Origin of the sequence: Bacillus sp. FSL W8-1127 (assembly GCF_038006725.1) — a bacterium.
Lineage (GTDB): Bacteria > Bacillota > Bacilli > Bacillales > DSM-4216 > Bacillus_O > Bacillus_O smithii.
In genome coordinates, this window is sequence record NZ_JBBOVU010000001.1 from 2,271,251 (window position 1) to 2,296,808 (window position 25,558).

A 25,558-nucleotide genomic window follows, 5' to 3' on the forward strand; every position below is an offset into this window, starting at 1 on the left:
ACTAAGTTTTTTAATTATTTATCAAAAAATACATAGCCCTCTTAGAATATAGAAAATTGCAATATAGAATGGATAGGATACACTAAGTTAGACAACTCTTATAAGGGGTAGTACACTAAACATACTAACCTTTAGGAGCGAAACAATGAGAAGAAAACGTCGAACTTTTACACCCGAATTTAAATTACAATGGTAAAGCTTTATGAAAACGGTAAATCGCGAGCAGACATTGCCAGAGAATATGATATTACACCATCCTCACTCGATCGTTGGATAAAAAATCATCAGGAAACAGGGTCTTTCAAGGCAGAAGATAACCGCTCTGAAGAAGAAAATGAACTGATCCAGTTACGTAAAGAAAACCAACGCTTGCGTATGGAGAACGACATTTTAAAGCAAGCAGCGCTGATCATGGGACGAAAATAGATGTGATTCGAAACAATGCTCACAAATATTCGGTATCAGCAATGTGTGACGTCCTACAAATTCCAAGAAGTACTTACTATCATCACATTAAAAAGCGTGAAGATGATGAAAGACAAGCAGAAGAAGCAGATTTACAAGAACGAATCTTCAAGATTTTTAAGCAAAGCCGTAACAATTATGGTACACGTAAAATTAAGAAGGAATTAGAAAAACAAGATAAGACAGTTTCAAGACGTCGGATTGGTCGAATAATGAAGCAGTTAAATCTTGTCTCCAATTACACGGTTGCTTATTACAAACCGCAAAAGAAACAAAGCAATGAAGCAAATCGCCAATGTCTTAAATCGAGAATTTCAACAAGAAAAGAAATTATCTGTGTTAGTTAGTGATTTAACATACGTGCGTGTCGGAAAAAAGTGGCACTATGTATGCTTATTTGTCGACCTTTTCAATCGAGAAATTGTGGGTGCAAGTGCAGGTCCAAACAAAGATGCCAACCTAGTTTATAAAGCACTAAGCAGTATTAAAGGCAATTTAACGAACGTACAATTATTCCATACAGATCGTGGTTCAGAATTTGATAATCAATTAATCGCTGAAGCGACACAAGCCTTTGGAATTCAACGATCTTTAAGTACAAAAGGATGTCCATATGATAATGCCGTACCGGAGGCAACGTTTAAAAGTTTCAAAATTGAATTTGTCTATCAGAAAACCTTCCACACTCTTGAACAACTCAACCTTGAAATGTGGGATCATGTGAACTGGTTTAATAACATTCGAATTCATGAAACACTTGGCAATTTAACGCCAGTTGAATTTAAGCAACAATATGAGCTTAGCCATAGATGAAGGCTCCAATCGAAGAACGGCTTTACATGGAGTGTCGGGCATGATAGCCTCGATTGGCAGAGCCAGCCCCATGAAGCTGGTTCCTTGGCTCAAGAGTCATGCCCGCAGAGGCTCCGTGTCAAGCCACTGCAGGTATAAGGAAACTTTTAAAATAGGAACAATCCCCAAAACAAAAACGACCCTTAAAAAGATTGTTCAATTTAGTGTTGACATTCCAGAATATCGATAAATTTTTAGAAAAAAGGAGTAGACTTTAACGATGATTCATAGAAAAATAAGCATAAAATAACGCCCACGTGTTTTTCGTGGGCGTTATTTTATGCTTACGTATAAATTAGTATCTGGCAAAACATATCGCATGAGATTATCCCTCGTGTGGGTACAGTATATAATAACAATTATAAGGGTACGTTCGAAATCGTTAGACCTTAATAAAAAAACGTTACTAAACTTTTAATCAATAAAAACGAACTATATTTAACAACAATAATATATTCATTTTTTACTTTATTAACCGTTCGGATGATGTATAAAATTTTGTGTCAAGCATTTAGTTAGACCCAAAGAAAAAGGTAGGGTATTCTCTGATTTGACCAATCATCTAGAGAAAGGAGTACCCTACCTATGTCTAAAAGTATATCGAATATAGATTGGATGAATCAACTGGAAAACGTTATTCGTGAGTTTGTAAAGGAAAAATTAGAGCTGATCTGAAGGAAGAAATCCAGACTTTCCTCGAAATGGAACAAGAGGGAACGTCGAATAGGAGAAACGGCTATTACTCTCGAAAACTAGACACGCAGTATGGTCGTATGAAAGATCTTTCTGTCCCAAGAGACCGAAGGGGGAATTTCAAACGCAGCTGTTTGCTCCTTACCAACGCCATACGGGCTGGCTCGAGGAAGCCATCATCAAGATGTATCAAAGTGGTATGAGTACGCGTGAAATTGGCAAGTTCATTGAACGAATCTTAGGCAAGGCCTATTCTCCTTCAACGATCAGTCGTATGACCGATGTCGTGAAAGAAGACAATGAGAAATGGCACAAACGTCCCCTGAACAAACGTTATTCTGTCTTATATTTAGACGGCTTGTATGTAAAACTTCGTCGCGATACCGTGGAGAAGGAAGTGATTTATGTGGTGTTGGGGGTCAACGAAGAAGGATATCGCGAAATTCTTGATTTTTTCGTAGGAGGACAGGAGAGTGCCTATGGATGGAAGGAGATTCTCCAACAGCTCTACAAAAGAGGCGTGCAGGAAGTGCTTCTGGGCGTATTTGATGGCCTTCCGGGGCTAGAGGAAGCCTTTAAGGCTGTTTATCCGAAAGCCGATGTGCAGCGCTGTGTCGTTCACAAAGTACGTAATACCTTAAATCGTGTTCGGAAAAAAGATCAATTTGAAGTGGCAGAGGATCTCAAACTGATTTATCGCGCACCGAATAAGGAGATTGCGTTACAGATGTTTCAACAGTTTGAGTCGAAATGGTCGAACAAGTATCCGAGAGAAGTTCAATCTTGGGCCAATGAGTTGGATGTCCTCCTTACATTTATGGATTATCCAAGCAGTATTCGAAGTGTGATTTACACGACCAATGCCATTGAACGAACGATCAAAGAGATTCGGAAACGTCTAAAGCCGATGAACAGTTTGAGTAGTTTAGAAGCCGCTGAAAAAGTCGTGTATTTGACCATCCAAGATTTTAATGAGAAATGGGCAGGACGAAAATTACGAGGATTTGCTGAAGCCTATGAAACCCTTCAACAAATGTTTGAAAAACGTTATAACTAACCAAATATTGTAAACGAACAAAATAAAGGGATTCTCCTTTCCGCAGTGGAGACTGAATATTCAGTCTCCTGTGTGAGGAAACCGAACCCCTATCCATTCCAAATCCATTTCAGAGATACCCTATCTATCTTACATAACACAAAATTCTTGACGGTACCCGTAATACGAAATGATATACATCTCTTAATGTATAGTTATTGGATTTACGATAATATTTATTGATAGCATGTTCAAATTGAACTTTCACTTCATCCGTTATATTAATACCACTCCGATATTCTCCATCAATAGTTACTCTACGTGGACGTCCAACTTTTTCATTAGAGAGCGTTTTCATTTTTCCCTTTACCACCATATTTTGAATAATCTGGAAACATTGCATTTTTATTCATTCCTCGTTGCCAATAACGGCTAAGTAACTTTTTAATTTTTGTTGGAGTAACATTAAGTTCTTCTGCAATTTCTTTAATTTTTGTTTCTCTACCATTCCTTTGAAGTAAGGTTTTTATATCCTTTAACAAGTAATAAGTAATTCTGAATAATATCCCAATCCTTGTCCCTCTTTTCAATTTGGGTTTTTGTTAATTCTTTTTCTACAACAACACGGGAAAAAGGATCTGCAATTGGAATCAACTTTTTTTGCTCTATATCTGTTATTAACGTTGAATACAATTCTTTTTGAGGCATAGATGTATTAGCATCAATAATGACTACATATACATAAGGTTCATAAATTTCTACAATACGAATTCGAGTTAAATCTTCCGTTAATTGAAAAACTTGATTAATATAAATCATCCGTACCTCACCTTCTTCATCTTGTCTTCATCAATTGACTGAATAACAAGTGGTTCATCAATATTTATAGGTTCTATTATGTCTATTATCAGAATTTTCTGTACAATTAAATGATAAAATAGGGTTAAACCACTACCCAATGGTAAATGCATATCTTTATCAAATAAAAATGCTGTTTCTCTTACACTATAGTCTCCTTGTATAATTCGTTGTAAAAATGCAATCGCAAAATCTTCAATTTGAGAATCATTCATATTTCGAAAGGCATCAAACTGTGTTAAATCATAATAATTATGGATGTAGCTAATATTCCTTGCTATAGCTTTTGGAATCTCTTCTTCCGTTACAATCCCCCATTCAATACCCCTTCTCTCCTAATAAACTCTTTCAATTTCAAATTTTTCAATAACTCGCTCCTTCAATAGCTCATCTTTCATTTTTATCGTTCTTGCAACATCAATAAATCGATTATCTTTTTCTATTGTTAATAAAAAATCAGTAGTCATTACGACTGGTTCATTCGTTTTTGGATTTGTAGGATGTTTAATACCTAATTCGTTGGCAATAACAATTGTTTCTGATTTAGGCAACAATGGAAATTGTTCTCGAATATCAACTACGAGGTCAGAAAATTCAGAAATATAAAAATAGTTTCTTTCTAAGTCCGAAAACATTTCGTGTTGCCTATTTATTTTATTTCCTTTTATTCTTGATACCCTTCCTGATGATGGAACGTCTTGAATTGTTAACCAAGGCTTATAATTAGCACCTCGACCAGAACCTCGCCCTTCACGAATCCATTGCTCTTCTTTAGCTATTCTTTTTCGTTTAGACATAAAAAAACACCCCTTTAGAAAATAATAATCTAAAGAGGTGTAACAGTACAACTTTTTTTAAACGGTATGACTTTTTTTCAAACGGTACGACTTTTTTTCAAATCTACAAAAAACAGCAGAAGTTTTATTTTATAGTCCACATTTTAATTGTGCACCACAGTTTGTACAAGTATTGCAGCCACCGATTTCTTCAATCGTCCCTTTGCGGCAGATAGGGCATGTATCGCCGACTTCGTTGCCTATTTTCACAGATGTTGAACGAACATCTTGAATCGTATCTAGTATGACGACATGTTGTTCCGATTTTTCCGCATCATTCACAATCGGCTCTTCCTCTGGATGGTTTTCTTCTGCTTTTAACGTTAATACTTGTGAATCACGGCTTCCGTCAACATAAACGGTTCCGCCTTTTGCCCCGCCTTTATAGAGACGCTCGTACACTTTCTGCACTTGTTCAACCGTATAACCGCGAGGAGCGTTGACCGTTTTGGAAATCGAGCTGTCTACCCAGCGTTGAATCACACATTGTACATCGGCATGAGCTTCCGGAGATAGATCCATCGCCGTTACAAACCAGTGCGGCAGATGATCCGGATCAGCTTCTGGATGTTGATCCAAATATTCTTGTACGATATCCGCTTTTACCTCGATAAATTTTCCTAACCGGCCGCTGCGGTAGTAAGTAAAGGAGAAATACGGTTCCAATCCCGTGGATACGCCCACCATCGTTCCTGTGGATCCAGTCGGCGCCACCGTTAATAAATGGGAATTGCGAATTCCGTATTTCAAAATATCTTGACGGATATCTTCCGGCATTTTTTTCATATAACCGGATTGAATAAAGGACTCGCGAAGCTTATTCGTTTCTTCTTCCGTTTCTCCGACCAAATATGGAAAGCTTCCTTTTTCTTTCGCCAATTCAATCGATGTTCTGTAAGCCGTCGTTGCAATCGTTTCAAATACTCGGTCAACCAGCTTGTTGCCTTCTTCCGAACCGTACTCTTTCTCGCAGTAGATCAGCAAATCCGCCAGACCCATCACGCCTAAACCGATACGACGTTCGCCGAGGGCTTGTTTTCGGTTTTCTTCCAGGAAGTAAGGAGTGGCATCGATGACATTGTCTTGCATGCGAACGCCCACTTCCACCGTCTGTTTTAATTTTTCAAAATCAACCGTCTTGTTTTCTTTATCCACCATTTCGGCAAGGTTGACTGCTGCCAAGTTGCACACAGAATACGGAGCCAGCGGCTGTTCACCACACGGATTGGTTGCCACTATTTTTTGTCCGTAGCTTACCGCGTTCGTCATTTCATTAGCATTGTCAATAAAGAAAATGCCCGGCTCTGCAGAGTATGTAGCGCAAATGTTGATTAAGTTCCATAATTCACGTGCACGAATTTTACGGTATGTTTTCACTTTGTGGCCCATTTTCTCCCATTCGCGCACATCTCCGACTTTGTGCCATTCGTTATTGTAAATTTCCATTTCTTTTTCATCGTAAGATTCCACAGCCGGAAAACGGAGTTCATATTCTTCATCTTTTTCGACTGCTTCCATAAATTCCTTCGTTAAGCAGACCGAAATATTCGCTCCCGTCAAAAAGTCCGGATTATGGACAGAATATACTCCACCTGTACGAAGCTTTTCTTCGGCTTCTTGAATAATTTTTTCGCCAAAACCGCCTTGTCCCGGAATGTTTTTATAATTGAGAATCCCTTGATACATCGCTTTTTCCAGTTCAGTAAGCGGTGTGAATTTCAGTTTGTCGCTCGCAGCCTTTTTAATTTGTTCGTCGTTTGAATTTTCAATTAAGAAACGCAAAATACGCGGATTTTGCATTTTGGATATAATAAATTCCACAATATCAGGATGCCAGTCTGCCAGCATAATCATTTGAGCTCCACGTCTTGAACCGCCTTGTTCCACCAGGTGGGTTAATTTAGCAATATCATCCAGCCAAGAAACGGATCCTGATGATTTTCCATTTACCCCTCTTGCCAATGCATGACGAGGACGAAGCGTTGATCCGTTCGTTCCGACCCCACCGCCTCGCGACATAATTTCCATTACTTGTTTGCGATGTTCGGAGATGCCTTCGCGGGAGTCCTTTACAAACGGCATCACATAGCAGTTGAAATAAGTAACATCCTTTCCGGATCCCGCTCCGTACAGCACACGTCCAGCCGGAACAAAATTCAAACTGACGAGCTCGCGATAAAATTTTTCAAACCATTCTTTTCTTTTTTCTTCCGCTTTTTCAACGGAGGCTAGGCCTGTTGCGTTTCTCTTTGCGATTTGTTCATAATAGACTTCCAGAGGTTTTTCAATGACGTTGAGCGGCCGACGAACGATACCTGTTTCCAATTCTTTCGGATCGTCAATGGCACTTCGGTATTCCTCTTCAATCCATACATCTGCCTTTTTGGCTTCCCAATCAATCCCGACGATATACCCTAATCCGCGGGCCGGAAATTTTGGATCCTCTTTCACCGTTAAAACGACAAAATCCCCTTCTGCCAAAGTAATTTTCTCTGTATCTTTAAACGAATATCGATCGATCATCACCAGCCGGGATACACCTTTAAAGGTGATTTTCATGTCATCCGTAATGGGATGAACTTGAGGGAAAAGCTGTATATCCTTGTTTAACCGTTCCTTGTTAATCGTCATGTTTTTATTCAACGCAACAGACATATCGACAACTCCTTTTCTAGCTTTAAACGTTTCTTCATTTGGACAAACCCAAGCCATATATTATACTCACAAAAACGAACCGCACAATATATTGTGCCATTATCCCTTTCACTATTACTATATATTGATTTATATTCGCTTTTTTGTCAAGCGAAAAAAAAAGATGGTTTCGTTGGGAGAATAGAGATATTTAGGGGAAAACGACCATAATTGCCGAAAAATGATCATTTCTGAAACTTGCAGAATGAAAGGCAACATGTATCACCACTGCCCTCAGCAAAAAGAAGGCACGGCAACGAAAAAAGAGAAAAAGCGGATGCGGTCTCCGCTTTCTCCCCAGTAGCTAACGTCTGAAATTCCATTCATCCGATTCGTATTTTTCTTTGGCTAATTTTTCCACAAACGTCTTTTCCTGTTCGGACAGCTCGTATGGTTCCAATTGGATATTTAAGCCATCTTCAAATCCTTTTTTAAAAGCTTCCTTTGCCATTTCAATGGTAACAGGATTTGCACTGATTTCATTAATGGCCACCGCTTTGTTTTTGAACGATTTCATCATCCGTTCTTTTACTCTTTCACTCGGATAGCGAAACAAACTGAAAAGTTTCTCTTCATCCAAATCAAGCAAAATGGAACCGTGCTGCAGAATGACTCCTTTTTGCCTTGTTTGAGCACTTCCTGCCACTTTCCGTCCTTCCACTACTAGTTCATACCAACTTGGGGCATCAAAACAAACAGAAGAACGCGGATCCTTTAATTTGTTTTTTTCTTCTTCCGTATGGGGGATGGCAAAATAAGCGTCTAAACCAAGGTATTGGAACCCTTTAAGGATTCCTTCGGAAATCACCCTGTAAGCTTCCGTTACGGTTTTCGGCATGCGCGGATGCTCTTCCGTTACAATGACACTGTATGTAAGTTCATGTTCATGCAAAACACCTCTTCCGCCTGTGGGGCGACGTACAAATCCTAAGCCGTGTTTTTTAACAGCTTCCAGATCGATTTCTTTTTCCACTTTTTGGAAATAACCGATCGATAACGTCGGTGGATTCCAGCCGTAAAATCGGATCACAGGAGGAATGTCTCCTTTGCTGTGCCAATCCAAAAGAGCTTCATCAAGGGCCATATTGAAAGAAGGCGAACATTTACCGGAATCAATAAATTTCCACACTTCTTTTTTTTCCATTCCATTCACCCTCTTTAACCTGAAAATTTCCTTCTCTAGTCTATCAAAGGATCCGGGAAAACACAAAGAAAGAATTCTGCACAAAAAATCATAGAAAAGATTTTGATTAAAAGAACAGCGATGACTATAATAAATATTAGTGCATCTTAAGGGAAAGGAGCTATAAACTTGCTGTATACGCTAGCCACGATTATCGTAGTTGTTCTTATTTATTTTCTCTTCGTGTATTTTACACAAAAAAGAGTTGTCAAAACATTAAAAGAAGATGAATTTAAAGCCGGCTACAGAAAAGCGCAACTGATCGACGTCAGGGAACCGAATGAATTTGAAGCCGGTCACATCCTGGGAGCCCGCAACATTCCTCTCACACAAATCAAAATGAGAATGAAGGAAATCCGTCCGGACAAACCGGTGTATCTTTATTGTCAAAGCGGTTTAAGAAGCGGACGAGCTGCACAATATTTATACCGGCACGGTTACCGTCAACTTTATCAGTTAGAAGGCGGCTTCAAAAAATGGACGGGGAAAATCAAAACCGGAAAATAACGAAATTTCGTCATTTTAAACGAACATCATGACAAAGACTGGACGAGAAAAGGGAGTTCGCAGCAAATAGGCCAAATATTCCTTTTTCTTGAACCAGTCTCTTTTTTTCTGCAAACGATCGGACTTATTTATGTTCAACCATTTGGTCGTTTTCCATGGTTTCGTTCTTTTTTCTGTCCATTCGTCCTCGCTTGTAGGCCGTCTTCCTGATTTCCATCCTTCCTTGATAAGGAAGGATGGAAATGCGAAAACTCCATCAACCGTTATGATCGTTTAAATCGCAAAATCGGCTTTCGGGCAGCGGCCGTTTCATCCAAGCGGCGGATCACAGTGGTATGAGGAGCTTCTTGGACGATTTCCGGCTGTTCTTCCGCTTCTTTCGCAATTTGAATCATCGCTTCAATAAAAGAGTCCAGCGTTTCCTTCGATTCCGTTTCCGTCGGTTCGATCATCAGACATTCTTCCACATTGAGCGGAAAATAAATGGTCGGGGGATGAAAGCCAAAATCCAGCAGCCGTTTCGCAATGTCCAATGTCCGAACGCCCAATTTTTTCTGGCGTTTTCCGCTTAGCACAAACTCATGTTTACAATGCCGGTCATATGGCAGTTCGTAATATGGAGCCAGCTTTCTCATCATATAGTTGGCATTAATGACGGCATTTTCGCTTACCGCTTTTAAACCGTCCGGCCCCATGGAACGAATATACGTATAAGCGCGAACAAGAATACCGAAATTGCCATAATACGGTTTCACTCTGCCGATAGAATACGGACGGTCCTCATCCCAAACAAAGATCCCATCTTTTTTTGTTAATACGGGCTTCGGCAAATAAGGGATTAATTCCTTTTTCACACCGACAGGTCCAGAACCGGGGCCGCCTCCCCCATGCGGTCCTGTGAAAGTTTTGTGAAGATTCAAATGGACTACATCAAAGCCCATATCACCCGGACGCGCCTTTGAAAGAACGGCATTTAAATTAGCGCCGTCATAATAAAGCTTTCCTCCGACTTGATGGATGATTTCAGCGATTTCAAGAATATTCTCCTCAAAGAGCCCTAACGTATTCGGATTCGTCAGCATTAAGGCCGCTGTATCTTCCCCCGCTACTCTCCGTAGATCTTCCAAGTCGACAAGACCTTGTTCGTTCGATTTTACCGTAATGGTATCAAATCCGGCAATGGTCGCCGATGCGGGATTGGTACCGTGAGCGGAATCGGGGATGATCACTTTCGTTCGTTTGTCATCGCCTCGCGCTTCGTGATAGGCGCGAATCATCATAAGACCTGTCCATTCGCCGTGTGCTCCGGCAGCCGGCTGCAAAGTCACTTCATCCATTCCTGTTATTTCTTTTAAATGTTCCTGAAGATCGTACATCAACTCCAGTGAACCTTGAACGGTTTCTTCGTCCTGCAGCGGATGAATATGACGAAAGCCTTCCAAACGGGCGACATCTTCATTTATTTTGGGATTATATTTCATCGTACAGGAACCGAGCGGATAAAACCCGGAATCTACACCGTGGTTTCGTTTGGAAAGAGCCGTGTAGTGACGCATAATATCCAACTCAGATACTTCCGGCAAATCCGGCTCTTCTTGCCTTATATATGACGTTGGAAGAATGTCCGCCACATCAACCTTAGGGACATCCAGCTCCGGCAAACTGTATCCGATGCGGCCAGACTTGGAAATTTCAAAAATAAGAGGCTGATCCGTTTTGTTCATCATAATCCCCCCAATTCTTTGACCAATAAATCAATTTCTTCCTTTGTGCGAAGTTCCGTTACCGCAATCAGCATATGATTTTGAAGCATTGAATCCATTTTGCCTAAATCGTAACCGCCGATTATCTTTTTTTGAAAAAGCCGCTTATTTACGTCCTTCACCGGTCTATTTAAACGAATGACAAATTCATTGAAAGAGGGTCCGTCAAAAGCGACGATGGCGCCATTTTTCTGAAGCTGTTTTTTCGCATAATAAGCTTTTTGCACGTTTTGTTCCGCCATTTCTCTTAATCCTTTTTTGCCAAGAGCCGTCATCGCTACGCTAGCTGCTAAAGCGTTTAAAGCTTGGTTGGAACAAATATTGGATGTCGCTTTATCTCGGCGGATATGCTGTTCCCGTGCTTGGAGAGTCAATACAAATCCTCTTTTGCCATCTTCATCTACCGTTTGCCCCACTAACCTTCCGGGGATTTTCCGCATCAATTTTTCCGTGACGGCAAAATAGCCGCAATGCGGTCCCCCAAATGCTGCAGGAATTCCGAAGGGCTGGCAGTCGCCGACCACAATGTCTGCCCCGAATTTTCCAGGCGGCTCTAAAACCCCAAGAGCAAGCGGATTGGCGGAAACAACAAACATCGCCTTTTCGGAATGAGCGATATCCGCCAGTTCAGCGAGCGGTTCGACTCTGCCCAAGAAATTCGGATACTGAACAATGACCGCCGCAGTATTCGAATCGATTCTATTGGCTAACTCTTGTACGTCCGTCGTACCTTGAGTCGCCGCGATTTCCACCACTTCAAGCCGTCGTCCTTTCGCATACGTTTTCAGAACTTCTTTTGATTCCGGATGAACGGCGGAAGAAATCAGCACTTTATTGCGTCTCGTTTGGGCAGCAGAAAGCAGCGCCGCTTCAGCAAGAGCCGTCGCCCCATCATACATCGAAGAATTGGCTACATCCATTCCTGTTAATTCACAGATCATTGTTTGAAATTCGAAAATGGCCTGCAATTCCCCTTGAGAAATTTCCGGCTGATAAGGTGTATAGGCGGTATAAAATTCAGAGCGTGAAAGAACATGATCGACAATCGCGGGAATGTAATGATCGTACACACCCGCCCCTAAGAAGGATATATACTCTTTTGTGTTCGCATTTCTACGGGAAAGCTGGGTCAATTCCTTTTTCAATGTCGATTCCGGTGACGCTTTTTTAATATTGTACTCACCTTGGAATCGCACTTTTTCCGGTATATCACGAAAAAGTTCGTCCACCGACTCCACACCAATGGCTTTCAGCATTTCTTGTTGATCCGTTTCTGTCATAGGCAAATAACGATGCTTCATTCCATTCTCCTCCCCTTCTCTATTTCGAACGCTTATAAAAAGGTGTCTCGACTATCTTGGCTGCCAGCTTTTGTTGGCGAATTTCCACTTGAACCTCGCAGTCAAGATGGGCAAATTCACTCTTTAGAAGAGCAAGCCCGATATTTTTCTTTAATGTCGGCGATTGCGTGCCGGATGTGATATATCCTATTGGCTGATCATCCGAAAAAACAGGATATCCATTTCGAGGGATCCCTCTATCGATCATTTCCAAACCGACTATTTTTCGTTGTGTCCCTCTTTCTTTTTGAATGTTTAACGCTTCTTTTCCGATAAACTCGTCTTTATGGAGTTTTACAACAAACCCGATGCCGGCCTCAATCGGAGTGATATCAGCCGACAGCTCCTGACCATACAACGGCAAGCAAGCTTCAAATCGGAGCGTATCTCTTGCGCCTAATCCACAAGGAAGCACCTTTTCTTCTTTTCCTGCCTCTAAAAGATGATTCCAAATATCAGGGGAATCGCTGGCGCGGCAATAAATTTCAAACCCGTCTTCTCCCGTATATCCTGTCCGGGAAACCAGCGCCTTTGAACCTTGGATATCCACATTCGTTTGAAACGTAAAAGCTTTTAGCTTAGAAAGATCGATATCCACTAATTTTTGTAAAACTTTTTCCGCCAACGGTCCTTGAATCGCCAGCTGTCCCCAATGCTCCGATTCATTTTCGACCATTACGTCTCCTTCCAGATGGCCCTTCAGCCATTGAAAATCACTTTCCGTATTGGCAGCATTGACAACCAGCAAATATTCTTTTTCATCCAGCTTGTAAATCAGAAGATCATCTACTGTCCCGCCGTTCTCGTAACACATGGCTGTATACATGGCCCTGCCTGACTTTAAACGGGAAACATCGTTCGTTACCATTTTTTGAAGAAACTTTTCGCTGTCATCCCCTTTTACGACAATTTCCCCCATATGGGATACATCGAATAATCCGGCTCTTTCCCTTACCGCACTATGTTCTTCCTTTATACTTGTAAACTGCACAGGCATCTCCCATCCGCCAAAATCAATCGTTTTAGCCCCATATTCTTTGTACAAGTGGAAAAGGGCCGTCCTTTTTAAACGTTCCATATCTCTCCCCCTATTTCATAGATCGTGAAACAGAAAAAGACAGAGAACTCCCGTTTAGTTGAGTTCTCTGTCCTTAAACCTGAAAGTTTCCAAAAATGTTGTCTTCTTTGGTGGCTCCAAATGGAACACTCTCCAGAGGTGCGTCCAACAGGAGTTCTTTTGCCTGAGAGATTCGCACTTCTGCTTGCTCCTTCGGCGCTGCATAAAGCAGTCTCTCCCCCTGTTTTCATTCGCCGATATTTAATTGAAATTTGGGCATACTAGGAAAATCAAAACAGAAATGATCCCTAGCACACTTGTCGGACTAATTTTGTAATAAAAAACTTTCTAAACTTTCTTTGGTTTTATCCTACCATTAAGGAGGCCATTCCAGCAATCTTTTTTTGAAAGGAGATGACTTATATGGAATTAAAAATTCTATTTGATGAACGATGGTCGCAAGAATTCGCATCCAAACTCGAACAGGACGGTCCATGGGGACATTGGGATCTATTTCAATTAGCCGTTGAAATGGAAAAAGATATGATTATTCCTGACTTTACAGGCTTGGTCGCTCCTAAATTTTTGCCTCATCTTACCCCTCTTCCTCATCAACTTGAGGCAGCGCAGCAAGTAATTGAAGAAATGAACGGAAAAGCTATATTGGCAGATGAAGTGGGGCTGGGGAAAACGATTGAGGCCGGTCTGGTTTTAAAAGAGTATATGATTCGAGGTCTCGCCAAAAAAGTGCTTATTCTCGTTCCCGCTTCACTCGTATCGCAATGGACACATGAATTGAACACCAAATTTCTGATTCCGGCCGTTGCTCAAAAAAAAAGTTATGTATGGGAACAGTGCGATGTCGTTGTGACCTCCATTGATACGGCCAAACGCGATCCGCATCGATCGATCATTTACGAACAAAACTATGATTTCGTCATTATCGATGAAGCCCATAAACTTAAAAATCCCAAGACCAAAAACTATGAATTTGTACAAAACTTAAAGAAAAAATTTTGCCTGCTGCTAACGGCAACCCCCGTTCAAAATCGAATCGATGAACTCTTTCATCTCGTATCTTTGTTGAAACCGGGACATTTAGGGAATGAAAGCGTCTTTTTCGAGCGCTTTAAAAAAGATAAACGTTCTGTACAGAACAGCGTGCATTTACGAGAATTGGTGAAAAAGGTCATGATCCGAAACAGAAGAAAAGATACAGGGATAGAATGGACAAAACGTAAGGTGCAAACGATCTTGATTGAGTTTTCTGATTCAGAAAGAAAGCTGTACGATCAGCTGTCCACCATAAAAGAAGAATACGACCACTTTGTGCAAAGCGCCATTTCCATATTGACGCTTCAAAGAGAAGCTTGCAGCAGCAGAGAAGCGGTCTTTTTCACAATCAAAAACATGCTGGAGAAAAATGAAGGCCTCTCTCCTTATTTCGCAGAAAAAATGAATGAGCTGCTTCAAGCTGTCAACGAAGTCCAATCGAATGCCAAAGCAGAGAAAGCACTTGAACTCATACAAAACATCAATGACAAAGTCATTATTTTTACGGAATACAGAGCCACTCAAATGTATCTTCAATGGTTTTTAAAACAGCACGGTATCACCTCTGTTCCTTTCCGGGGCGGGTTTAAAAGGGGCAAAAAAGATTGGATGAAAGAATTATTTCAAAACCACGCTCAAGTATTGATCGCCACGGAAGCAGGCGGGGAAGGAATCAACTTGCAATTTTGCCATCACATTATAAATTTTGATTTGCCATGGAATCCGATGCGTTTGGAACAGCGGATCGGCCGGGTTCATCGGCTGGGACAGACCAAAGATGTCCATATTTATAATTTTGCCATTAAAGGAACGGTCGAAGAGCATATTTTAAAATTGCTATACGAAAAAATTCGTTTGTTTGAACAAGTTGTCGGAGAGTTAGATGAAATTTTGACTCATTTTGAAGCGGGAAATCTAGAAGAATTATTCGCTGACATCTTCCTCCATTCCAAATCCGAAGGGGAAATGAAAATAAAAATGGACAATTTATCATCTATGATTCAATGGGCCCAAACGATGGGAAAAGAGGAGTGGAAGCATGGAAAACAAGCAAATCCATCAATATCTTGAACGTTTTTTCACAGCAAATAAATGCCCGATATTAGAAAACAAAAAAGGATTCCTCCATGTTCAATTAACGAAAGAAATGGATAAAGAATTAATGAATCGGCCTTTTTATTGGCATTATATTGAAAAAACCGGTGGTGCCCCTAATCCAATGAAATTGGCGCTTATTACGGATCAAAACGAAGCGCCGAATGAAAAGGGAGAAATCATTCATTACGGTTCCCCCCGACTGCATCAAATTTTTCAATGTACGAAAAAATTAGCTGGATTTATTCGCTTATATGAACAATCTGAAGAGAAACCAAACGGCCATATTCCCCTTCATCCATGGGTTTGCTTAAATGTAAAAATTTCTTATCAGGCAGACCGAAAAAAGGAGATCTTTGGATCGTACGGAATCAATTTAATTTATGGCCAAATACAAGAACATTTTTTCGACTATGTCAAAACATTGTCCATGACACCGAAAATCCCGGATTTCTCATTCACCCTAACCCCTATGATCAGTCCAGTGAGCGGGATCCATCGCATTAGAAGATATATCGAGCAAAAAATATCGACAGAGAGCCATGAATGGGCTGCTCGAGCTATTGAGAGATGGGAAGATGATTTAGCGCTGCTCGATCATTTTTATGAAGAAACAGAAGAAAAACCGGATGCTTATCAGATTGAAAAAGAAGCGCTTCGCGAACAATACGAACCGCGCATTAACATTGATATCATTAACGGAGGAATATTTTATTTAAGGCAGCGCTGACAGGTTGTTTCTTGTAAAGAAAAACAATCAAGCCGGTTCCCTTACCGGAAACCAGCTTTCATTTTTCCTTTTCTATTTCCTTTTTAATATAGAAAGGAGTTCGTATGGAATCTGCCCAAACCATCGGTATAGAAACGGAGGGCGATATTGCTTTTTGGTTCGGCGCCGTTCAGTTCTTTTTGATGGAGGCTGGTTCAAGTAAGCAACGAAAGTTTTGACGATATCTTTCACCAAATCATTCGCCGTCATTCAAAACACCTGCCTTTTCCCTTTTGGCTTCATTTTGCCCAATCCATCAACCATTTAAACGACGGATAATTTCATCGACAGTTTCTTCCACCGTTTTATCGGTGGTATCAATCGTTATTGTCGCGCTCTCCAGATAGAGAGGCAGGCGGTTTTTGTACAATGACTCCACTTCATCTTTTTTTCGATGATAAACTAGAGGACGTGTATGATCTCCTTCCAGCCTTTCCCACAAAGAAGAAAAATCGCATTGAAGAAAAATGACATCACCGGTTTTTTTCATCCATTCCCGGTTTTCATTCGTTAAAATAATGCCGCCCCCTGTCGTTATAATGCCGCTTTTCTCTGTTATTTCTTTGAGCAGAGCGGTTTCCATTTTTCGAAACTCTTGTTCTCCGTATAATTCAAATATTTGGGATATACTTTTGCCGTATTTTCTTTCTATCATTTGGTCCGTATCGTAAACGGGCTTGTTTAGGCGGGCACTTAGTGCTTGACCGATGGTCGTTTTCCCTGCTCCCATAAACCCGATGAGAAATACCGGTTTCATCTTTATCTTCCCCTTTAATTCAACACTTTCTCTATTTTTCCGTTATTTTTATTATATAGGAAGCTGGATGTAAAACTAGCCCCATTTCCTTTGATCGTGGTCAATTGCAAAATCACATATTGCGGATCCTCGTACGGCTTAGTCGTATATTCGACTTTCCCTGCAGAATATGGATACGTCTTTGGACCGCTCTCGATATCCGGGGCGTTGGCTAAAATTTTCTTTAAAGCAAGTGTTTCCATCACCTTTGTCTCATAATAATTGGTCAATTCCTTCAATGTTTGAGTCCAACCTTTCTAATATAACTCTCGAATCATAAAAAATTCCCCAATCCTCATCATAGTTCTTCATACCATCTAAGACGTTGTTTCGAAACGATTATCTGTTATTTTTGGGGAATTTTAAACCGTTGTTATTGTGTTGATGGCAATTAAGAAATGTAGTGTTTGGCAATTAAGAGTTTGCATAAACTAGTGCATATTCACCGCTTTACATGGAGTGGCGGGTCTGATAGGCTAATCTGCCTAGCAAAGCCATACGGCCCGCCCCTTTGTGATGAATTATACCCGCAGAGGCTCCATGTCAAGCGACTTTGTTTATGAAACTTTATACAGGAAGATGAATATAATTATTTGCCATTTGATGCATTTTTTAATTGCCAAAAACAGTTATTGGGGATTTTAACATCGTTGATTACATTGACGAATAATCATACTATAGACTCCCTGCTGTAAGCTTTATTTTTTCCCTCCTGCTGTCCTATGGTTGAGTATATAGATCTGTTAACATGAAGTAACAACCTTTAGGTAGAGTCTTAGAGACTGACAGAATAGTAAAAGCAATAGAAAGACATTGGGTGTACTCTCTGAGGATGTTTTTCATAAAAAATTTTGCATTGCATAAATTTACAAGCAATATGTCATACTGTCTATATAAAAAAGAGAGAGGCTCAGCCTCTCCAACCTGTTATATCACTGTGAAATCTCTTGCAAATTAGCAGAGTCTATATCCCCCTTGAAAAAAGATTCAGGCTCAGAATTTAATCTTTCAATGTAGTCTTTATAATCATCTTCTGATATTCCAAAAGGAATGTAGATGTCAAACTCATTAGCAGATCTTAAAAGATCGTCTAAAGTAAGATGTTTTGTTGCTTCTAATAAATCAATTCTCATTAAAGTATCTTTGTTATATGGTCTTTTGCTATCAACAAAAGTCAAGGACTTTAAAAAGCTCTGTACTAATTCACTATTGAGGATTAATAATGTAAATAATGCATCTAAGTATTTGTTAAAGCTCAAGAAGTAGCACGTATCATCTAACATTACAGGCTTGTCATTAATAGGCATTACTAAAGAAAAGTTAGACTTCTTATACATTCCTGATATAGCCACCTTGTAAGGAGCAAAAGAATAATCTCCAATTCCAAAAATAGAAAAATCAGGCTTGCCCACATAAATTGATGACTTTCTCTTATCAAGATATTCTCTGTGACTTGTCAGATAATCCCAAAGTTTTGGATACTGCTCTTTAATATAGGAAGTGTCTTCTCCAATTTTTCTCTGTGTAATAATTACTTTTTTTCTAGTATGATTAGGTATCGTTTCCTTTTTTAGATCAGAACTTTTCAATAGGTTATAAAGTAGATCCTCCTCAACATTTACCTGCTCTTTTAAACCATTTTGTAAGCAATTATCTTTTTTTACTGTAAGTTCCATAACTTTAGAGCAGTCATGCTTTACCCCTGACCTCCAAATAAGAGGGCTAATATTATCAATGAATGAGGTTTTTTTATAGCTATCTACATCTGAAACAAACTTGTCTCTCACCCAACCAAAAGTTCTTAACCTTTTTTCAGGCTCATCTAAATTAAAAACATCACAAGTTTTTAACGGCTCTTTATCACGTTCTCCAATTTTTACAAGAAACAATGAAGCATCTGTTGCAACATTAAATTCTTTCTTAGCATCAAAATTATATAATTTTAATGTTGTTATTTTCCATTTATTGTTAGGTATTAATTGAACAATGTTTTTTGCAATTGTGTTTTTGCATAGCATTGCAAGTGTACCTTTTTTAGCTTTTGTAATTAAGTCAAGTAACCTAATGATGATATATTCTGATATGTCAAAGTTACTCTTTCCAGTAATTGCATCAAGCCCAATATACCCTTTAAAATTTGACTTCTCTGGAATATTAGCAGATCTTAGAGTACTTAATTCTGCTACAGTAATCCAAGGAGGATTTCCTATGACAAGTAACTCCTCATTTTCATCTAATAAGTAGTTAGGGAACTCATGTTTAAAAAAGTCATCATGATGCACTTCTATTGAGATACCTTTTTCAAAAGCATTACTGTCTTCCTCTAAAACTGATTTTTTAAAATAAAGCTCATAAGGTTTTTGAATTTCCACCCCATAAACTTTTTTTACAGCTTTAAAGTTCTTTAATGAGGCATGAATAAAATTCCCTTTACCAAAAGTAGGCTCTATAATTATTGTAGGATTAACATTATTATCAAGTAAGACTTTACATGTTCTATCAGCTAAATCAATTGGTGTTTGAAAATCTCCAAACTCTCTAGCACCTACATCAAAATCATCATGATTATACCATTCTTTCCAAACTTTAAACTCTTTCTCATTTTTAAAAAAGTTTTTAATGCCACTTACAGAAAACATCAAATTATTCAATTCTTCAATATTAAAAGTTGTATCTTGTTGAAATATCTTGTTTAAGTTGTTATTGTTTCTAATCATATTATTTTATCAATTCCTTCTATAGATTCTGGTAAGGATACGATTCTACCATATTGTAACCTCCATTGTAATGCATTAGAAATGGTAAGGTAACCTTGTTTTGGAGGATTTTCAAGGATTTCCTTAGCTAACTGGGTATAAACAATTTCATCCCCTGGGATATTTTTATCCTCAAAAAATGCTAACAAATCATCCATGTTACCATCATTTTTTAGAATATCATTAATCATCTTAGTGGTTTGAAAATCACCTGTTCTATCTTTGTCAATAAAAGCGCAGCTAACAAATTTAAAACTAGCTGTTTGAGTAGCATGATCATCAATCTTTTCATAAACAAACAATAGTAAGTTATATCCTAAACCATATATTTTCTGTCTAGCTGACTTGAATGGACAAGATGATTGTGGTTGTTTAATGGAAGTTACTTTTATATCAGTAAGAATTTCATCTCCAGGTAGATCTATACCTTTAGCAGAATTACCATTAATAAATGAGTAATTTTGACTGAGGAATTTCTTAAATTCATGTTCTATATATGTACCTACAGCTTTGCCATCACTTGAGCTATATAAATGAGGTACTTTCACATGCTCCTGATACTTGCAAAACTTTAAAGCCTCCTCCTTTAATGTTTCCAAAGTTAGCTCCAAAATACTTCTATCATTTTCTTCAACAGTAGTCACAACTTTGTTATTATAAACATTCTTATTTTGTTTTTTTACCAATACTTATCTCCTCCTGTACCTTCATTAATTTTACCATTTACAAATTACAGTTCCTAGCATTTAATATATGTCAAAAAAATTTAGAGTTTCAAATGAAAAAATCCTTATAAACAAACAGAGAACCAAATTAAGTGTAATGAATTAATTTTCCTCTTTTTTCTTCTAGTTTTTTAACACAATTCTTATCCTCACACAACTCTACTGGAACTATTAACAAACCTTTAGCTGTTAAAATCCTATCCTCTTCCATAGACCTGATATAAACTCCACCTTCTTGAAGCCCCTCGTGGAATTCACCACTACCTTCCTCAAGTAAGTCCGTTTCGGATTGTCTGTGTCATCGCTTCATCAGAATATCAGAGCAGGAAATCTCTCTTTGATTGTTCCGTCCTTCCAAATAAGGAGCGACCTTATTTGTACTATGACCTCTGCTGACTTCTGACTGTTCAGCAATCTATCACTAGATTGGTTGCCAACTTAGTTGGCGTATCAGTCAGACCTCCCCGGGTAAGAGTGCAATCTTTCCTTCCACCTATCTACTTCATTTACTCCTTATCACCTTCGACAGAATTGATTTTGTTTTGCTTTGCAAACTCATCCAATGATACTTAGCCTCATATGAAGTTCGTGTTCCTCAGACCGGAAGTTTGCCGCTCGCTTCCTTCAGATTCCGCGTCACCACGGACACCCTTGCGTTAAGCTAACCGTTACTTCTGTCTTCACGGCTCGGGACTTTCACCCTAAAGATTACACCCATGCCGGGCGCACAAAGCAAAAATCCCACCCAGGTCGGGGTGGGATTTTCTGTATACAAAACAAAACAGCCACTGAATTTCAGTGACCCAAAATATTACATGCTATGGAAAAGATATTTTTATTATAAATCATTTTACTATTTTGTCAACTTATGGATTGGAAAATTAATAGTAGGCATAAAAATTTATGTATATTTAACCTTTCTAACAAATAATTCTCCTCCTTTCTCTTCTCGCCTTTACATTAAGAAGAGAAGGAGATAAACATTGATTTTGTCGAAAAATGTTCGACTCATATTGAATCCTTCATTCAACATTTCTCCAAGCTTGTAGATAAAGTCACCCGTATATCTCTTTTTTCGGTGTTTTCTCTTCCAATACCTAGCAATTTAATTCATTGTCCACAAGAAATCCAAGACCAATCCCCTTTCGTATGATTGCTTCAGCGTTGGATAGCGGTATCGTCCTTCCTTGCCAACCTTCCTTTAAAACTTCTTGAAGTAAAGACCCGCTGATGATCTCTTGAACTTCCCGTCACTTAACGACCTTGCGGTCTGTTTGAAGTGGGGGATTCCTACGAACTCCGTTCCATCGAACAGATATTTAGTAGGCTATCCCTGTCGTTCCAACAGTTAAGAGACGAATCGCTTCATTCCGAAGATTTTGTCCTGCGTTCACATCTCTATCGTGATGTGTTCCACAATAAGGGCAGACCCATTCACGCAAAGCGAGATTCTTCACGTCTTTATTACGGTAGCCACAACGGGAACACAGTTGACTGGAAGGAAAGTTTTTTGCCACCGTTATCACTTTCTTTCCATACCATTTTGCTTTGTATTCCAGCATAGTGCGGAATTGCGACCAACTCACTTCGCTAATGGCTTTAGCTAAATGATGATTTTTGAGCATACTCGATACCTGCAAATCCTCTATGCCTACTACATCGTGGTTTTTGATGATATAGGTTGAGATTTTGTGCAAGTAATCGGCTCTTGCGTTGGTTATTCGTTCATGGATGCGAGCAACCTTCATCCGTTGTTTTTGCCAATTAGCCGAACCTTTTACACGTCGAGAGAGGATACGTTGTGCTTTTGACAATTCTTCTTCGAGAGTGCGAAAGAATTTATGGTTTTGGAAAACTTCTCCTGTGGAAAGAATCGCAAAGTCCTTTAATCCCAAATCGATACCAACAGATGAACCCGTTTTTTTGAAGGGGTGAACCTCTGTTTCTACTAAAATGGACACAAAATACTTCCCACTTGGATTTCGTCTAACCGTTACACGAAGAATACGTCCTTCTACGTCACGACTTTTGGCAAAACGAACCCAGCCGAGTTTGGGGAGTTTGATACGATTTCCTACAATCTGGATGTTTCCATTCGAGTTTTTAGTGGTATAGCATTGAATCTTGTTCTTTTTAGACTTGAATCGAGGGGCATCATTTTGCTTCTTGAAAAATCGAGTGAAGGCATCCGCAAGGTTTTTAAGGGATGACTGAAGAGCAATACTATCCACTTCTTTTAACCAGGTTAACTCTTTCTTTAATTGTGGAAGTTGAGCAGAACATGTAGAATACGTTAATCCTTTACCTGTTTCTTTGTAGATTTTGTTCCACAGAGAAAGGAAATGATTAAACACAAAACGACTACATCCCATAGTTTTGTTAATAAGGGTAGTTTGTTCTTTGTTCGGATAAAGACGGAACTTATAGGCTTTATGGATGAACACGATTTCCACCCCCTTTTTTTGGTTATTATACCATTTTTATATACAAAACACAAACATTTGTTCTGTTTTGGTGCAGAGACAAAGCTATATACACTCAAAGATGATTGGTATTCGTATGTTACTCTAATTCCATACGTTCTCATACTTACGAACGATTGAGATGTAAGGTAACCATCCCTTGTCCCAAGACGATTAGATCCCCACTTACTCTCTAACTCTCCTAGAAGCTGGGGGGATTCTGGCCTTTGATTGATTAATGGAATGTTCCTTCTGTTTCCCATAGGAAAATATGGATTGAACTATTAATTCCATGTCCATTCTCACCTAAGCAAACTATTTGTTTTACTTTTAATATATTTTCTAAAAAATAAAAGTTATTAACCTCACATTTTGATAGGGAATCTATACCTTAAGAATGGTCTATAACCCACTTTACGGACTTATTATATTTTTTATTCAGTGATGTCAAGATAAACTTAATAGGCCTTCTCTTTAATTTTAGATATTTTGAAAAATAAAAAAGAAAACAGTATTATAATCATCCAGTTAATCGTTAAATTACCATGATAAAACAAAAAAATGAAAAGTCTTTAAAAGATAGATTAAATTCTTATCCTATCAATCGTGAGCGTAACGGTTGCCGCATTGTTATATGGACGCATAATTGTACATGCATTTCATCAACTGCAATATATCGTCAACAGTATCATTTTCCGTTTTGTAGAACTGTTTCCAAATCATTAATAAATCACTTTCCAGTTTTCATCGACGACTGCCTCAATGACTTTGTGTTTTAAAAAATAATTGGCAATTAACTCGGGGACATCGATCGGAATCTCCTTCACAACGGGCTGGTTTTTATACATCCAATAGTCACCGCCTCCGCCAGCGCGATAATGATTCATCACGACATCTACTTGTTGGTCTGCACGAAGCGGCTGACCCTTATAATTCAAGTGGGTCACACGTTGTCCGACAGGCTTGCGAACATCAATGATATACTCGATGCCTTCCCACATATCGTAGTTATAATGCTGAGGCTTGGGCGTCGTAAATGCATCGCTTACCCGTATCGAGCCGTCGGCAAGCCGTTCAAAATAACTCGCTGATTTTTCCAACGCGTCTTTTATGACCTTACCCTTCACCCGCAATACAACTAATGTATTCGGATAAATGTAGTTGGCGACCACACTGCGCATCGTCACAATGGATGAGAATCCCGGAGATTGATTATCAAACAAAGCCGTGTTGGAGATATCTACGCCGGCGGCATCCATTTGAACATGGTTAATAAATTCAATGAGAGGGTGATCTTTTAATCGAATTTCCATTGGATCAGAAACGGTCATATCCCCTTGAATATACCCAATCGGTTGATCAAGCCATTTTTGAACAGCTTGTTCATAGGGTTCTGCCAATCTTATCACTTCTTGATCTGGCTCCACCCCGTTTACGGAAAGAAGTTCTGAATGTTTGCCTTTTATGCGGCATCCATCGTCTGTCTTTTCCATTTCCACCGTTACTTTTCCAAGAGCAATCCCATTACATCCCGGTTGAAGAATCGTTACGCCATTAATGTTTTTTCCAGCGAGCTTGCGATGCTGATGACCCGTGAGAAGCACATCGATGCCCGGAACTTCCATACATATTTGATACGCTTGATTTTCGCCGGTAAACGTTTCGGTTGCCTCACCTGTGTCAAGATCACGTTCAAATCCGCCATGATAAGCCACCACGACAAGATCAGCCTTTTCCTGTTCTTTCAAAAAGCGGACCCACTTCTTGGCCGTCTCTGCCGCATCATCAAAGCGAAGCCCCTTGATATGTTCTTTCTTTTCCCAGTTAGGTATGTATGGTGTCGTTACTCCTAGAATGCCTATTCGAATTCCTTGAGAAACGGTTTTTATGATATAAGGTTTGCCGAAATAAGGTTTTTCAGTTTCTTTGTCTATGATATTTGCAGAAAGCCATGGATAGGCAGATTCATCTACAGCCTTGTTCAAAAATTCCAATCCGTAATTGAACTCATGATTGCCGATGACCCCGGCATCATACTCTAATTGATTTAAAATTTTAATCATCGGGTTAGGTTCGTGACTTTGAAAACGTGCATGATGGTAAGTCAGAGGGGTTCCTTGAATGACGTCCCCGCCATCGATTAACACAGCATCAGGATTTTTTTTCCTTTCTTTTTTTATCAGGGCAGCCACTTTCGCCAGCCCTTTCTCGGCCATTTTGTTAGTCCCGTAGTTGATCGGCAATATGTTTCCGTGTAGATCGCTTGTTTCCAATATGACTATCTCCACTGTTTGCATATTAAAACCCTTTCTATTATAGTCAGAAATTTCATTTTCTTCAGTATATCAAACCCTTTTTCACAGTGGGAATATCTTCATGACAATTTAAGCACAGTTTGAAAAGATTCAGTGGTATGACCTGACATTGTCAGAAAGAAAACAAATTTTTCTTCATATGTATTCCCATATTGGATACATGCCTATCCAAGATACAAACTTTGATATTGCTCGATGATACAACGAAAAATTTGCAACGCAATATAAAAATCAAATGAGTTTAAGAGGGCACACACTTTAGCGATCTTTTCCTGTCCGGCGACAACACGTGTCATCTCAGTC

Annotated in this window: 19 protein-coding genes, 2 pseudogenes and 2 riboswitches; of the genes and pseudogenes, 5 read left to right on the forward strand and 16 right to left on the reverse strand. The window is 39.3% G+C overall.

Translation table 11 applies throughout. The features are described 5' to 3' along the window. Window positions 1-145 precede the first annotated feature (145 nt). Both NST12_RS10725 and NST12_RS10730 read left to right on the forward strand, forming a co-directional pair. Window positions 146-1,278 (forward strand): annotated as a pseudogene (locus NST12_RS10725) (IS3 family transposase). A 624-nt stretch (window positions 1,279-1,902) separates the two neighbouring features. Next, a pseudogene (locus NST12_RS10730) lies at window positions 1,903-3,067 on the forward strand (IS256 family transposase). A gap of 320 nt (window positions 3,068-3,387) precedes the next feature. Here the strand turns inward: NST12_RS10730 and NST12_RS10735 are convergent. The 6 genes from NST12_RS10735 to NST12_RS10760 all read right to left on the reverse strand — a co-directional run bounded on the left by NST12_RS10735 (window position 3,388) and on the right by NST12_RS10760 (window position 8,578). Next, window positions 3,388-3,588, reverse strand: coding sequence for a sigma-70 domain-containing protein (locus NST12_RS10735; protein ID WP_341101172.1), 201 nt, complete (start codon window positions 3,586-3,588; stop codon window positions 3,388-3,390). Further along, window positions 3,548-3,865: a hypothetical protein gene (locus NST12_RS10740; protein ID WP_341101173.1), complete on the reverse strand. Its 318-nt coding sequence runs from the start codon at window positions 3,863-3,865 to the stop codon at window positions 3,548-3,550. The genes NST12_RS10735 and NST12_RS10740 overlap by 41 nt, the downstream gene beginning before the upstream one ends. Further along, window positions 3,862-4,227: a TnsA endonuclease C-terminal domain-containing protein gene (locus NST12_RS10745; protein ID WP_341102207.1), complete on the reverse strand. Its 366-nt coding sequence runs from the start codon at window positions 4,225-4,227 to the stop codon at window positions 3,862-3,864. The genes NST12_RS10740 and NST12_RS10745 overlap by 4 nt, the downstream gene beginning before the upstream one ends. A 12-nt stretch (window positions 4,228-4,239) precedes the next feature. After that, the gene (locus NST12_RS10750; RefSeq protein WP_341101175.1) at window positions 4,240-4,701 is read right to left on the reverse strand and encodes a TnsA endonuclease N-terminal domain-containing protein; all 462 of its coding nucleotides are present in this window, start codon (window positions 4,699-4,701) and stop codon (window positions 4,240-4,242) included. Window positions 4,702-4,830: 129 nt separating this feature from the next. Then, the gene (locus NST12_RS10755; RefSeq protein WP_328202009.1) at window positions 4,831-7,395 is read right to left on the reverse strand and encodes a vitamin B12-dependent ribonucleotide reductase; all 2,565 of its coding nucleotides are present in this window, start codon (window positions 7,393-7,395) and stop codon (window positions 4,831-4,833) included. Between the two features lie 343 nt (window positions 7,396-7,738). Next, window positions 7,739-8,578, reverse strand: coding sequence for a lipoate--protein ligase family protein (locus NST12_RS10760; RefSeq protein ID WP_327803940.1), 840 nt, complete (start codon window positions 8,576-8,578; stop codon window positions 7,739-7,741). 162 nt (window positions 8,579-8,740) lie between these two features. Between NST12_RS10760 and NST12_RS10765 the strand changes: the two genes are divergently transcribed. Further along, a complete protein-coding gene (locus tag NST12_RS10765; RefSeq protein WP_390895380.1) occupies window positions 8,741-9,124 on the forward strand; it encodes a rhodanese-like domain-containing protein in 384 nt (127 codons plus the stop codon). A 263-nt stretch (window positions 9,125-9,387) separates the two neighbouring features. Here NST12_RS10765 and gcvPB read toward each other — a convergent pair whose 3' ends face one another. The 3 genes from gcvPB to gcvT are packed head-to-tail and all read right to left on the reverse strand — an operon-like array spanning window position 9,388 to window position 13,305. Further along, window positions 9,388-10,848 (reverse strand): aminomethyl-transferring glycine dehydrogenase subunit GcvPB, encoded by a 1,461-nt coding sequence (gene gcvPB / locus NST12_RS10770; RefSeq protein ID WP_327824000.1) that lies wholly within the window; start codon window positions 10,846-10,848, stop codon window positions 9,388-9,390. Then, window positions 10,848-12,188, reverse strand: coding sequence for an aminomethyl-transferring glycine dehydrogenase subunit GcvPA (gene gcvPA, locus NST12_RS10775; RefSeq protein ID WP_327796990.1), 1,341 nt, complete (start codon window positions 12,186-12,188; stop codon window positions 10,848-10,850). Before gcvPA ends, gcvPB begins: the two co-directional genes overlap by 1 nt. Window positions 12,189-12,207: 19 nt before the next feature. Then, window positions 12,208-13,305 (reverse strand): glycine cleavage system aminomethyltransferase GcvT, encoded by a 1,098-nt coding sequence (gene gcvT / locus NST12_RS10780; protein ID WP_341101177.1) that lies wholly within the window; start codon window positions 13,303-13,305, stop codon window positions 12,208-12,210. Window positions 13,306-13,370: 65 nt separating this feature from the next. After that, window positions 13,371-13,443, reverse strand: a riboswitch (glycine riboswitch). Between the two features lie 3 nt (window positions 13,444-13,446). Continuing rightward, window positions 13,447-13,535, reverse strand: a riboswitch (glycine riboswitch). Window positions 13,536-13,707: 172 nt separating this feature from the next. Here gcvT and NST12_RS10785 point away from each other — a divergent pair. Together NST12_RS10785 and NST12_RS10790 are read left to right on the forward strand one after the other, a co-directional pair. Further along, window positions 13,708-15,408: a DEAD/DEAH box helicase gene (locus tag NST12_RS10785; protein WP_048623675.1), complete on the forward strand. Its 1,701-nt coding sequence runs from the start codon at window positions 13,708-13,710 to the stop codon at window positions 15,406-15,408. Further along, entirely contained in the window at window positions 15,377-16,162 is a 786-nt protein-coding gene (locus NST12_RS10790; protein ID WP_341101181.1) for a YqhG family protein, read from the forward strand. Before NST12_RS10785 ends, NST12_RS10790 begins: the two co-directional genes overlap by 32 nt. 72 nt (window positions 16,163-16,234) lie before the next feature. On the opposite strand, the gene NST12_RS17140 is transcribed toward NST12_RS10790, so the two are convergent. From NST12_RS17140 to NST12_RS10820, 7 genes are all read right to left on the reverse strand, one after another. Continuing rightward, window positions 16,235-16,411: a YqzE family protein gene (locus NST12_RS17140; protein ID WP_082142312.1), complete on the reverse strand. Its 177-nt coding sequence runs from the start codon at window positions 16,409-16,411 to the stop codon at window positions 16,235-16,237. A 46-nt stretch (window positions 16,412-16,457) separates the two neighbouring features. Further along, a complete protein-coding gene (locus NST12_RS10795; protein WP_327803952.1) occupies window positions 16,458-16,958 on the reverse strand; it encodes a shikimate kinase in 501 nt (166 codons plus the stop codon). 14 nt (window positions 16,959-16,972) lie between these two features. Further along, complete coding sequence (gene comGG, locus NST12_RS10800) at window positions 16,973-17,236, reverse strand: competence type IV pilus minor pilin ComGG (RefSeq protein ID WP_341101185.1); 264 nt, start codon at window positions 17,234-17,236, stop codon at window positions 16,973-16,975. 693 nt (window positions 17,237-17,929) lie between these two features. Then, complete coding sequence (locus NST12_RS10805; RefSeq protein WP_341101187.1) at window positions 17,930-19,714, reverse strand: hypothetical protein; 1,785 nt, start codon at window positions 19,712-19,714, stop codon at window positions 17,930-17,932. Continuing rightward, window positions 19,711-20,439: a hypothetical protein gene (locus tag NST12_RS10810; RefSeq protein ID WP_341101189.1), complete on the reverse strand. Its 729-nt coding sequence runs from the start codon at window positions 20,437-20,439 to the stop codon at window positions 19,711-19,713. Before NST12_RS10810 ends, NST12_RS10805 begins: the two co-directional genes overlap by 4 nt. Window positions 20,440-21,797: 1,358 nt before the next feature. Next, window positions 21,798-22,922: an IS200/IS605 family element RNA-guided endonuclease TnpB gene (gene tnpB / locus NST12_RS10815; protein ID WP_341101190.1), complete on the reverse strand. Its 1,125-nt coding sequence runs from the start codon at window positions 22,920-22,922 to the stop codon at window positions 21,798-21,800. A 740-nt stretch (window positions 22,923-23,662) separates the two neighbouring features. Beyond that, window positions 23,663-25,237: a bifunctional metallophosphatase/5'-nucleotidase gene (locus NST12_RS10820; RefSeq protein ID WP_341101192.1), complete on the reverse strand. Its 1,575-nt coding sequence runs from the start codon at window positions 25,235-25,237 to the stop codon at window positions 23,663-23,665. Between the last annotated feature and the right edge of the window lie 321 nt (window positions 25,238-25,558).